Origin of the sequence: Alistipes sp. An54 (assembly GCF_002159375.1) — a bacterium.
GTDB classification, from domain to species: domain Bacteria; phylum Bacteroidota; class Bacteroidia; order Bacteroidales; family Rikenellaceae; genus Alistipes; species Alistipes megaguti.
On record NZ_NFIA01000006.1, the window covers coordinates 138,045 to 150,200 of the forward strand.

The following is a 12,156-nucleotide window of genomic DNA, read 5'->3' on the forward strand; positions in this document are numbered from 1 at the left end:
ACGTTTTTTTCACCATTTTTTGTCTCTTCGGCCGGTGAATCGACCAAAAAAAGGTGTCAATCGACCAGATTGACACCTCTTCCGCCAGTTGCGTGGCTCGCAGCGGGTTGCTACTTCTTATCGGCAGCCTGCGCCTTGCACGGGCAATTCTTCTTGCCGGCCATCGGGCAGTCACCATGATGCGGTCCCTTCTTGCCGTGCTTCATCTGCGGACCGTTGCCCGGCTGGCCCGGACACGGACCCTGCATCTGCGACCACTGCATGAACTGCTCGGTCGAAAGAATCGACTTCATCTTGTCGGCCTGAGCCATACGGGCCTGACGCATCTTCTCGCGCATGGCCTGCATCTGCTTGATCTGGTCGAGATTGAGCTGATAGACCTGTTTGGCCTGGGCGTCGGTCAGGTTCAGACGCTGCGTCATACGCTCGGTCTGGCGTTCGGCCAGCTGTTCGGCCGTAGGCGGCGTCTTGGGCTCCACTTTCGGCTTGGCCTCCTGGGCGAAAAGGGTCGTCGTTGCCATCAGGCAAAGTGCCGTTACGGCTGCAAAAATCTGCTTTTTCATTGCTTTGCGTTTTTACGGTTGGACTTCAGTTTCCGGTCGGATCCTCCGGATTCGCTCTTTCGGATCCGACTTCCGTGGTTCCTGATGCAAAGGTAGGGCCAAATCCGGGGTTCGCACCCGGCTTCGCGGTGAAACGGCCAAAATCAACCGGTCAACCGCCTATTCAGTCGGGTGAACCGCCCGCAGCCAGGCCTTGAATTCCGGGACCCGGGCCTTCGAAATGATGATCCGCTCGGGGGTTTCGAGGGTCAGATGCAACGCCAGCCGGCTCCCGAACCAGACGACGATCTCCTTCACGGCGCGGCGCGCCACGATGAACTGACGGTTGGCCCGGAAGAAATCCTGCTCGGGCAAGAGCGACTGCAGGGTCTCCAGTGTACGGTCCAGCGGATAGGCCGCACCGTCATAGCCGTAGGCCGTCACGCGTTCGTTCGACGTATAGCAGTAGGCGATCTGCTCGCGATGGAGCGGGATGATCCGGTCGCGGATATGAACCAGAAAGACCTCCTCGCTGCCACGTCGTTCGGCGGCCATCGTGCGGATGCGCGATCCGTAGCTGCGACGTTCGGACGAGGTGAGCCGTTCGAGTTTGGTCAGCGCCCGCCGCACGTCGGCCTCGTTGAGCGGTTTGAGCAGGTAGTCGATGCTGTTGACCTTGAAGGCCTCCAGCGCATACTGGTCGTAGGCCGTCGTGAAGATGACCGGCGCGGTGATCTCCACCGCATCGAAGATCCGGAACGAATCGCCGTCGGCCAGATGGATGTCCATGAACAGTAGGTCGGGTTCGGGATTCGCACGCAGCCACCCGATGCTCTCGGCCACGCTTTCGAGCGTCGCCACGATCTCCACATCGGGAGCCACCGTGCGCAGAATGGCCACCAGATTGCGGGCCGCAGCCGTTTCGTCTTCGATAATGAGCGCCTTCATCATGCCTCGGGATTTTGGAGCGGCATCCGCACGCGGAACGTCTCACCGTCGTCGATGACCACGATCCGCCGTCCGGTGATCAGTTGCCAGCGGTTGCGCAGGTTCTCCAGACCGATGCCCGTCGAGGGCTCCGGCTCCAGTTTCGGAATCTTCGGATTCGCCACCTCGAGCCATTCGTCGTCGGTCCGGATGGTGATATGGAACGGTTTGCTGCGCGTAATTGCGTTGTGCTTGACGGCATTGCCGATGAGCGGCTGCAGCGACAGCGCCGGAAGCCGCCACGATCGGTATTTCGGATCGATCTCGATGTCGAAAAAGAGCTTGTCGGCATAGCGGATCTTGAAGAGGTAGCTGTAGGCATCGACGAACTTCAGCTCCTCGTCGAGGGTGATCAGCGTCGACTGGCCGTTCTGGATGATATAGCGGAACGTGTAGGAGAGTTGGTCGATGTAGGTGAGGGCCTTCGCGTCCTGTCCCTCGCGCACGAGCATGGCCAGCGAATTGAGCGAATTGAAGAAGAAGTGGGGGTTGATCTGTCCGACAAGCAGGTTGTAACGCGTGGTGAGGTTTTCGTTCTTGAGGCGTTCGTTCTCCACCACGACGGCCTGACGCTGCGAGATAAGCACGTAGATCCGTCCGTAAAGGACCGACACCGCAACGGCAAACGAACTCTTCAGCAGCAGCATGCTGTCGAACGGATGTCCGCTCATGAAGTTGGGCAGAATGCGCCCCGAGTGCCACCCCGTGACGGGAGCCACGCAATAGAGCCCGACGGCCGCCACGCAGCACCACAGACAGCGCCGCAAGTAACGTTTCATCGAGTAGTTGCGCCGCACGGAGGTCAGAATCGACAGCATGACGAACGAAACCACCAGATAGTACAACAGTTGCAGCGCAAGTTCCGTTCCCCGCGACGGACGGTTGAAGAGCAGACTGTAATCGAACGCCTGACCGTTTCGGCAGCGGATCTTCTGCATCATGGGGTGCCCTCCCGAACGCCGCGGCGGAGTTACCTCGGCCTCGATCCGGTCGCCGGCCTTCAACCGCAGGCGGTTGATCCGCTGGTTGGGGACGTAGACGCTGTCGCCGGTCTCACAGACGAGGTATCCGTAACCGTCGGGATGGACACACAGAACCCCCTTTTCCGTACGGATACGGGCTCTTTGGGGCGAGGAGGGCTGTGAACTCTCGCTGTTCAGGTCCACAAGCAGAAGCAGCACGTAGGAGAAATTGACCACCAGGCTGATCGCTACGGCGACCAGCAGGTTCAACACTACATCAGCATATTTCGGCTGCAGTTTCATCGGCGGAGTTTTTTGACAAGAAGGCCTCATCCGGCGGAGCGGGCGGCAAGGCCCTCCGCGCGGGGAGGAGGCCGTCCGGAGAGGTGCTCCCGGGGGATTACTCCTCCTTATACCACGAAGCGTAGAGCATGTAGTCGTGGGCCGTACGGCGCACAATCTCGTCGCGCTGTTCGGGCGTCACCTCCTTGACCTTGCGGGCCGGGACTCCGGCATAGACCGAATTGGGCTCCAGCCGGGCGTTGGAGAGAACCAGGGCGTTGGCGGCGATGATGCAGCCCGACGGAACGTGGGCATTGTCGAGGATCGTGGCACCCATGCCGATCAGGCAGTTGTCCTCGATGACGGCCCCATGGATGGTGGCGTTGTGGCCCACCGAGACATCGTTGCCGATGATCGTCTGCGAGGGGTGTTTCGCCTGGTCGTAGATGGTGTGGAGCACGACGCCGTCCTGAATGTTCGTGCGGTCGCCGATGACGATGCGGTTGACGTCGCCGCGCAGCACGGCGTTGTACCAGATCGAGCAGTCGCGACCGATGGTCACGTCGCCCAGAATAACGGCCGTTTCGGCCAGGAACGTATTGTCGCCGATTACGGGTTCGTAACCGCGGACTTTGCGGATCAATGCCATATTCTTCTTGATTTTTTACGTTTACACAATACGGTTTGTTGCCAATGGAGAGGTTACTCCTCGCTTTTGGCCTGCCGCCAGAGTGCCTCCATCTGGTCGAGGGTCAGATCGTGCAGGGCATGTCCCTGGGCCGCAGCCTGTTCCTCCATGTAGTTGAAGCGGCGCATGAACTTGTTGTTCGTGCGTGAGAGGGCCGATTCGGGATCCACGCCGTAGAGCCGCGCCGTATTGACCAGCGCGAAGAACAGATCGCCGAATTCCGCTTCGAGATCGCTCTTGCCGCCCGATTTCATTTCGCTCTCGACCTCCGCGATCTCCTCCTTGACCTTGGCCCAGACATCCTCCTTGTGCTCCCAGTCGAAACCCGTTCCGGCGGCCTTTTCGCCCATGCGGTAGGCCTTGACCAGCGCCGGCAGCGAACGCGGAACTCCGCCCAGCGTACCGCTCTTGCGGTTCTTCTTGCGCAGTTTCAGGGCCTCCCAGTTGGCCATCACCTCGGCCGGCGTATTGGCATGAATATCGCCGTAGACGTGCGGATGGCGGTAGATCAGTTTGTCGCACAGGGCATTGGCCACATCGCCGAAGTCGAAGGCGCCCTCCTCTTCCCCCAGTTTCGAGTAGAAGACCACGTGCAGCAGCAGGTCGCCCAGCTCCTCCTTGATCCCCTCCAGATTATGGTCGGTGATGGCATCGGCCAGTTCGTAGGTCTCCTCGATGGTGTTGCTCCGCAGCGACTCGAAGGTCTGCTCACGGTCCCACGGACACTCGCGGCGCAGGGTGTTCATCACCTCCAGCAGCCGGGCCGTAGCCTCCAGACGTTTGTCTTCCATAGTTGTTTGATTGTATTTCCGTTCCTGCAAAGGTAGTGTTTTCGGCGAAAAAATCGTAATTTTGTTTTCGACAAATTTTCTTCGCTTCAGCATGAAACAAACCCTTCTACTCCTTGGTGCCGTGCTTCTCGGCGGTCTCTTTTCACTCGACGCCCAACCTGCGCAGGGCAACCGGACTCCGCTCCCGGGCAGTTTCACCTTCGACGCCTCGACGACCATTGCCGCCGACGAGGAGCTGCAACCCCTGGCCGAATACCTGGCCCGATACCTCGGATGCACGATCCGCAACGACGTAACCGGCGACGGAGCCATCACGCTGACACTCGATGCCGCGGCAACGCCCGCTGCCACGGCCGAGGATCCCCAAACGGCGGCAACTGCCGCGGAGGCCTATCGGCTGGAGATCTTGCCCGGGCACATCCGCATCGGAGGCGAGCGTTACGGCGGCGTCTTCAACGGCATACAGGCGCTGTTCCGGCTGCTGCCGCCCGAAGTCTACGCCCGGCAGGGGATCACGCCCGGGACGGAACTCCGGTGTGCCGTCATCGAGGATCGTCCGCAATACGCCTATCGCGGCATGATGCTCGATGTGGCGCGCACGTGGATCGGCATGGATGCCGTAAAGCGTTACATAGATCTGCTTTCCTATCACAATATCAACAAGCTGCATCTTCACCTGACGGACGACGAGGGGTGGCGCATCGAGATCCGTTCGCACCCCGAACTGACCGAGGTGGGGGCCTATCGCGGCGGCGATTCGCCCGTGAGACCCGTATATGGCAAATGGTCAGAGAAATACGGCGGTTACTTCACACAGGAGGAGATGCGCGAACTGATCCGCTATGCCGCCCTGCGCAACGTGGAGATCATCCCCGAGATCGATCTCCCGGGCCACAGCCGAAACATCGCCTCGGTTCACCCCGAAATCCGCTGCAACTATCCCCCCGACACCGTCTCGACCCACGGATACGACTATCGCTCGGCCTGGTGCGTGGCGCGCGAGGAGAACTATCGTCTGCTGGAGGATATTCTGGGTGAAATCTGCGAGCTCTTCCCTTCGGAGTACGTCCATGTGGGCGGCGATGAGGTCGACATGTCGCAATGGAAACAGTGCCCCGACTGTCAGGCGCTGATGCGCCGGGAGGGGATGACCGATCCCCACCAGCTGGAGGATCTCTTCATGGAGCGCATGGCGGAGATTCTCCGCCGGTACGGCAAGCGTCCGGCCGTCTGGAACGAAGCGGTCCGGACCGGAGAGCTCTCCCGCGAGAGCCGGGTTCACGGATGGAAGGATGTCAAGGCCGATCTCGACGCTACGGCCAAGGGATACCACACCGTCATCATGCCCGCCGCCGCCTTCTATTTCGACATGCGGCAGTCTCCACTCGAAGACGGGCACAACTGGGCCGGCATTTTCGATGCCCGGAAAACCTACGGATTCACGCTCGCTGGCGAAGGATTCTCCGATGAGCAGATGAGCCGTGTCGTCGGGCTCTCCGGCGCCTTCTGGAGCGAAGCCTACGTCTCGCACGAACCCGAAAAGCCCGACTACCTCGACTACATGACCTTCCCGCGCATCTGCGCTCTTTCGCGCATCGCCTGGAGCGGCAACGAGGAGGGGTGGGATGCCTACTACAAGGAGCTCAGAACGATGCACTACGACCGGATGGCGGCCATGGGGATCCGCTTCCGGCTCTTCCCGCCGAAGCTCTCCTTCTCGGGGGCAAAGGGCGGCGAGGGGCTGCTTAAAGTCACGGTCGACGACGATTCGGAGATCTTCTATGTGGTGGACGGCTCGGACGAGGAGCTCCGCTACGAGGAGCCGATCCGCACGTCGGAGCCCTGGCGCTACCGCTTCTTCAGCCGTTACGGCACGGCCCGAAGCCCCTATGTGGCCGACGATTCGCGCTGGAAGACCATCCGGCCGGCCCTGCGGATCGAATCCTCGATGGAGGAAAACAGCCGCTTCCCCTATACGAACGCCTCGACCTACCGCGGAATGTCCTACACGGCTCGTACCTGCGGTCAGCAGGATTGGATCCGCTACACGTTCGAAAAACCGGTCGTTTGCCGCCAGATGATGCTGCAGACCGGCTATCGGCAACTGCCCAGGGCCATTATTCTGACCGGTTATGCTGAAGTGTCGTACGACGGGGAACATTTCGAACGGCTCGGAGAGCTGGTGATGGGCCGGATCACCTTCCAGCCGAAGCGGGCGGTCAAGGCCGTCAGGATCGTCTCGACATGCAACGGCAACAGCTCTCCCTATGTGGTCATCCTGTCGCCGCAGGTATATCCAAAGCTGTAAACATTCGGAGCATCAGGCAAAAGGCGAATAACGGCAGGCTGTCGTTATTCGCCTTTTTTGTGTCGGGGTCATGGGTGGAGGCCGCTGCGAGGCTGTGGCCCCGGACGAAGCCGTCGGATAGTTCGGAAAATCCGGGATGCGACCGGCATGGGTCAGAAGTCGAAGCGCAGCTGGATGCAGTCGGCGTCGGCGTCGGGCGTATTGCCCACCGTCAGACCGATGAGCCGGACCTTGCGGCCGTGAAAATCGACACCGGCCAGCAGCTCCTCCGCAATCCGGGCCAGCTGCGGTTCGGATTCAACGGCCGAAAGGAGCGTCCGCGAACGGGTGATCTGCTGAAAATTATCGTATTTGAGTTTCAGCACCACGGTCTTACCCCGGAATTCGTGGCGCTCCAGACGGGTCCAGACCTCCTCGCGGACCCCGGCGAGCTCATCCTGCAGGCGCAGCCGGTCGTCGGTATCCTCGGCAAAGGTGGTCTCGGCTCCCAGCGACTTGCGAATGCGGTTCGGCGTCACGGGCCGGTCGTCGATTCCCCGCGCATAGCCGTAGTACAGGTGGCCTGCCTTGCCGAAGTGGTGGACCAGCGCCGACTCCTCCCACCGGCGCAGGTCGGCTCCCGTGCGGATCCCCAGGTTGTGCATCTTCTCGGCCGTGACGGCCCCGATTCCGAAAAAGCGTTCGACCGGAAGGCCCGCCACAAAGTCGTCGATCTGCGCCGGGGCGATGGTGAACAATCCGTCGGGTTTGCGGTAGTCGGAGGCGATCTTGGCCAGCATCTTGTTCACCGAAACCCCGGCCGAAGCCGTGAGGTGCGTCTCGGCGAGGATCCGCGACTTGATTTCGCGCGCCACAAGGGTGGCCGAGCGGAGATGCGTAACGTCGAGGAAGGCCTCGTCCAGCGAGAGCGGTTCGACCAGGTCGGTATAGTCGCGGAAGATGGCCCGGATCTGCTGCGAGACGGCCTTGTAGACCTCGAAGCGGGCCGGAATGAAGATCAGCTCGGGGCAGAGGCGACGGGCCACGGTCGACGAGAGGGCCGAATGTACGCCGTAGGGGCGCGCCTCGTAGCTGGCCGTAGCCACCACACCACGCGGTCCGTCGTAGCCCACGGCGATCGGACGCCCCCGCAGGGCGGGGTTGTCGCGCTGTTCGACCGAGGCGAAGAAGGCATCCATGTCGACGTGTATGATCTTGCGGACGGGCATTTCGTGATGGGTAGAGATTGGTTCAATCGGACGGGGGAGGGGAGAAAGCGGGGGAAGTCGGGCGAATGGTGTCGGCGGTCCGTATGCGGATCGGGGCCCGAAGCAGGGATCAGCGGCCGAGTTGGCGCAAGATCCACGTCAGCAGCACGCGGACGATATAGCGTTGTTCGGCTTCGGTCAGCGGTCGCCCCGCCGGAATGCCGTGCCATTTGGACAGGCAGCCCCGGCAGCAGCAACCCGTGGCGTGCTGGGCGATGAAGACCGGATGGCCGCGCATCGGGGTCTGACGGCCGTCGTTGGGCGGCAGGGCCGGAGCCAGCCGCATGCGGACGAACTCTTCGGCGTGGCGGCGGAGTGTTGGGAAGCCGATGCGTTCAATATAGGTACGTTCCGTCGTGCGCAGGCGGAAGCGGCTTCGGAATGCCGATCGGGCCAGCCGGGCAAAGAGCGGCGCAAAATCGTCGGCCGGCAACGACTCGTCCGTCGGCACCGGATCGGTCGGCGGCGTGTGGCTCTCCGTCTGCGCGGTCTCCAGGCCATCGTCCGAAGAGATCGACTCGTCGGGGATTGCATTCCGGTCGGGCGGCAGCGGCACCTCGGCGTTTGGCGGTCCATCGGGCCCGGCCGAAGACGAAAGCGGCGACGAGAAGTTCGTCGCCGGGATTTCGTCTGCGGGGAAGAGCTCGGGTTCGCGGATCGGATCCGGCCGCGTCGAGCGGTTATGTCGTGTCCCGCGAAGCATCAGTCAATGAAGCGGACCTTTGACTCGTCACGTGGTTTGGCGGCCGGAGATTCGTCCGGATAACCCACACCAATGGCGTAGAGCAGCGTATAATCCTCCGAGAAACCCAGTTTCTCAAGGTAGGGCGCCGCCTCGGAAGCCTCCTTCATGAAGCGGGTCGGACCGCCCAGGCAGCAGGTGCCCAAGCCGAGCGATTGCGCCGCAAGGACCATGTTCTCTCCCAGCAGTCCGCAATCCAACTGTCCGCTGCCGTTCGACGGCGAGGCAATGAAGATCACGGCCGGAGCATTGCGGAACATGTTGCGGAAGGTCGTATCCTCGGCCACCTTCGGGTTGGCCTTCACGTAGAGGGCCGTCAACGAGTCGATATAGGCCGCATTGTCCACCACGCGGACCTCCCACGGCTGTTTGTTCAGACCGCTCGGGGCGTTGATGCCGCATTTGACGATCAGTTCGAGTTTCTCGCGTTCGACGGGTTGTGTTGTGTAGCGGCGGATGCTGCGGCGCGCAAGGATCGTCTCGATCACCGCATTCTCCGACGTCGGAGCCGTCGTTTCGGGTTGCGCAGCGCCCTGTGGAGCGCAGCTGCTCAGGGCAAGCAGACCGGCACACAGCCAGGTCAGATTTCGTGATTTCATTGTTTTGCGTTTTTGGATCGCCTAAAATTACGCATAAATTCCGGTTTCAAGAAGTGCTTCGGCGCTCTTTTTCACCTTTTCGGACAAAAAAATGAGGAACCGCCACGTCGGCAGTTCCTCCATACTGTTATTAGGGCAGGTTCGAAGATCTGGAATCCGGTTCGTATCACCGGCTTTCTTTCTTCACCACCTCTCACTACACTGACCCTTGCTTCTCCGGCCCTTCACTTCTCCGGTCCTTCGCTTCTCCGGTCCTTCACTTCTCCGGTCCTTTGCTTCTCCAGCCTCCTCGCCTCTTTTGCCCCCTCTCTCTCGGCCCCCGGGTCAGGCGCGAACCGTAGCGCCGCAGCGCTGTTCGAACTGGCGGACCAGATTTGCCATCACCCGCTCGATGGTCTTGTCGTCCAGTGTGCGGCTCTTGTCCTCGAGCACGAAGCTCAGGGCGTAGGATTTCTTCCCCTCCGGAAGTTTGTCGCCTTCGTAGACGTCGAAGAGCGAGACACTCTTGAGCAGTTTGCGCTCCGTGGAGAAGGCCACCTCGCGCAGGGCGGCGAAGGTCATCTGACGGTCGACCAGCAGGGCCAGATCGCGTTTTACCTCGGGGTATTTCGACAGCTCCTCGGCCGTGATCTTCAGTTTTTTGGTCGACTTGCAGAGCAGATCGAAGTTCAACTCCAGGTAGTAGACCTCCTGCTTGACATCGGTCATTCGGCGGATCTTCGACGCCACGGTGCCGATCTCGAGCAGCCGTTTGCCGTTGAGCTCCATCACGAGCCCCTCGCTGAAGAGGTCGCTCTCGATCGGGGAGGTCTTCAGTGCGTAGATGTCCAGTCCGAAGCGGCGCAGCAGTTTCTCGGCCACGGCCCGCAGCGTGAAGAACGAGGCCTTCACGGGTTTCGTGTTCCACGACTGGGGCTCGGTCGTCCCGGTGACGGCCACCGCCAGCCGGTACTCCTCGGAGTAGGCGGCCAGGTGGTTCTCCTCCGTGCGTTTGGCGGCGTCGTAGAAGTAGCAGTTGCCGAACTCGTAGAGTTCCAGATCACCGTTCTTGTGGTTGATGTTCAGCGCAATGGCCTCCATCATGTTGAAGAGCAGCGTCTGACGCAGCACGTTCAGATCGGCGCTCAGCGGATTCATGATCCGCACGCAGCGGTCGGCCGGGCACGCAGTCAGACCCTCGTAATAGGCCGCCCGAGTCAGCGAGTTGGACATGATCTCCGTGAAGCCGTTGTCGGTCAGGAAATCACCCGCCAGGTTCATCAGCTTCATGCGGTCGGGTTTCGGCGCATAGGAGAGCGTCGAGCGGACCCGCGAGGGGATCTCGACGTTGTTGTAGCCGTAGATGCGCAGGATATCCTCCACCAGATCGGCTTCGCGTTGCACGTCGACGCGGTAGGGTGGTACGGCCACCGTCAGCACGTCGCCCTTCTCGGCGAGAATCTTCACCTCGAGGGCCGCCAGAATCGTGCGGATCGTCTCCTCGGGGATCTCCTTGCCAATCAGCGCCCGGGCCCGCGAAATCGAGAAGTCGAAGACGAAATCCCGGATCGGATGCGGGTAGATATCCGTAATGTCGCTCGAAATCCGGCCGCCGGCCAACTCCTTCATCAGCAGCGCGGCCCGCTTGGCGGCGTAGATCTGCAGATTGGGGTCGACGCCCCGCTCGAAGCGGAACGACGAGTCGGTATTGAGTCCGAAACGCTTGGCCGTCTTGCGCACCCACACCGGATTGAAGTAGGCGCTCTCGATGAAGACGTTGGTCGTCGTGTCGCTGATGCCCGAATCCAGTCCGCCGAAGACGCCCGCCAGGCACATCGGCCGCTCTGCCGAGCAGATCATCAGATCCTTGTCCGTCAGTTTGCGCTCAACGCCGTCCAGCGTCACGAACGGCGTTCCGGCCTCGCACGTGCGGACCACTACCTCGTGTCCCTCGATCTTGTCGGCGTCGAAGGCGTGCAGCGGCTGCCCCAGTTCGAAGAGGACGAAGTTCGTGATGTCGACCAGATTGTTCTTCGGGTTGATGCCGGCGGCCCGCAGGCAGTTCTGCATCCACTCGGGCGAGGGGCCGATCTTGCAGCCCGTAACCGTCACGCCCGTATAGCGCGGGGCGGCCTCCTCGTTCTCGACGCGGATCTTCACCTCCAGATCGTGGTTGTCCACGGCAAAGGCCGAGACGTCGGGCCACTTCACCTCGGCCTGCTCGCCGCGGCTGCGAAGCCACGCCGCCAGATCGCGCGCCACGCCGATGTGCGAGGCGGCATCCACCCGGTTGGGGGTCAGGCCGATCTGGATCAGATAGTCGTCCTCGATGTGCAAGAACTCCCTGGCGCTCATGCCCACGGGGGCGTCGGCCGGAAGTTCGATGATGCCCTCGTGCGAAGAGCCGATGCCCAGCTCGTCCTCGGCACACAACATGCCGAGCGACTCCACGCCGCGGATCTTCGAGCGTTTGATCTTGAACTCCTCGTCGCCGCCGTTGGGGTAGAGCACCGCGCCGATCTTGGCGCAGAGCGTCTTAAGCCCGGTGCGGCAGTTGGCGGCGCCGCAGACGATCCGCAGCGGTTCGCCCTCGCCGACGTCGACCGTCGTTACGTGCAGGTGGTCCGAATCGGGGTGCATCTCGCACGTCAGCACCTGGCCGACAACAACTCCCGCAAGGCCGCCCTTGACGGTTTCGATCTTCTCGAAGCCCTCGACCTCCAGGCCGATCTCCGTAAGCACCTCGGCAATCTTCTCGGCCGAAAGGTCCGTCGCGAGGTAGCGTTTGAGCCAGTTGTACGAAATATTCATATCGTCGTGTTTTGATTTTGCAGATTATCATGCAAAAATAGTAATTTTTCCCGAAAGTACGCCGCTTTTACGACGCGATTTCATTTTGAAGCCCCTTATATATGAGGTATCAAAAATAATTCGTAAAAAATTTGCTTTTCTCTTTCCGATCCCTTATATTTGTGGAAAGCAAGTTCGATAAAAAAGATGCTTCTTAACTTCAACATACAGGCTTGGTG

Annotated in this window: 10 protein-coding genes; 1 reads left to right on the forward strand and 9 read right to left on the reverse strand. The window is 61.0% G+C overall.

Translation table 11 applies throughout. The annotated features are described in order from the left end of the window. Positions 1-110: 110 nt before the first annotated feature. The 5 genes from B5G09_RS07595 to mazG form a co-directional block, all read right to left on the reverse strand. The gene (locus B5G09_RS07595) at positions 111-563 is read right to left on the reverse strand and encodes a DUF4890 domain-containing protein (protein WP_206384427.1); all 453 of its coding nucleotides are present in this window, start codon (positions 561-563) and stop codon (positions 111-113) included. Between the two features lie 159 nt (positions 564-722). After that, entirely contained in the window at positions 723-1,490 is a 768-nt protein-coding gene (locus B5G09_RS07600; protein WP_087404761.1) for a LytTR family DNA-binding domain-containing protein, read from the reverse strand. Then, on the reverse strand, positions 1,490-2,794 hold the full coding sequence (locus tag B5G09_RS07605) for a histidine kinase (protein WP_087404703.1): 1,305 nt from the start codon (positions 2,792-2,794) through the stop codon (positions 1,490-1,492). The genes B5G09_RS07600 and B5G09_RS07605 overlap by 1 nt, the downstream gene beginning before the upstream one ends. A 97-nt stretch (positions 2,795-2,891) precedes the next feature. Next, positions 2,892-3,422 carry a gamma carbonic anhydrase family protein gene (locus tag B5G09_RS07610; RefSeq protein ID WP_087404704.1) on the reverse strand — a complete coding sequence of 177 codons (531 nt, stop codon included), beginning with the start codon at positions 3,420-3,422 and terminating at the stop codon, positions 2,892-2,894. A gap of 53 nt (positions 3,423-3,475) precedes the next feature. Beyond that, positions 3,476-4,252 carry a nucleoside triphosphate pyrophosphohydrolase gene (mazG, locus tag B5G09_RS07615; RefSeq protein ID WP_087404705.1) on the reverse strand — a complete coding sequence of 259 codons (777 nt, stop codon included), beginning with the start codon at positions 4,250-4,252 and terminating at the stop codon, positions 3,476-3,478. A 91-nt stretch (positions 4,253-4,343) separates the two neighbouring features. Here mazG and B5G09_RS07620 point away from each other — a divergent pair, with 91 nt between their 5' ends. Further along, positions 4,344-6,560, forward strand: a complete 2,217-nt coding sequence (locus B5G09_RS07620; RefSeq protein ID WP_087404762.1) for a beta-N-acetylhexosaminidase — start codon at positions 4,344-4,346, stop codon at positions 6,558-6,560. A gap of 152 nt (positions 6,561-6,712) precedes the next feature. Here the strand turns inward: B5G09_RS07620 and dinB are convergent, their stop codons facing one another. The 4 genes from dinB to pheT all read right to left on the reverse strand — a co-directional run bounded on the left by dinB (position 6,713) and on the right by pheT (position 11,938). Beyond that, positions 6,713-7,768: a DNA polymerase IV gene (gene dinB, locus B5G09_RS07625; protein ID WP_087310254.1), complete on the reverse strand. Its 1,056-nt coding sequence runs from the start codon at positions 7,766-7,768 to the stop codon at positions 6,713-6,715. A 109-nt stretch (positions 7,769-7,877) separates the two neighbouring features. Continuing rightward, positions 7,878-8,510, reverse strand: coding sequence for a DUF4186 domain-containing protein (locus B5G09_RS07630; protein ID WP_087404706.1), 633 nt, complete (start codon positions 8,508-8,510; stop codon positions 7,878-7,880). Continuing rightward, positions 8,510-9,148, reverse strand: a complete 639-nt coding sequence (locus B5G09_RS07635; RefSeq protein ID WP_087404707.1) for a nitroreductase — start codon at positions 9,146-9,148, stop codon at positions 8,510-8,512. The genes B5G09_RS07630 and B5G09_RS07635 overlap by 1 nt, the downstream gene beginning before the upstream one ends. A 324-nt stretch (positions 9,149-9,472) precedes the next feature. Then, the gene (pheT, locus tag B5G09_RS07640; protein WP_087404708.1) at positions 9,473-11,938 is read right to left on the reverse strand and encodes a phenylalanine--tRNA ligase subunit beta; all 2,466 of its coding nucleotides are present in this window, start codon (positions 11,936-11,938) and stop codon (positions 9,473-9,475) included. Positions 11,939-12,156: the final 218 nt, after the last annotated feature.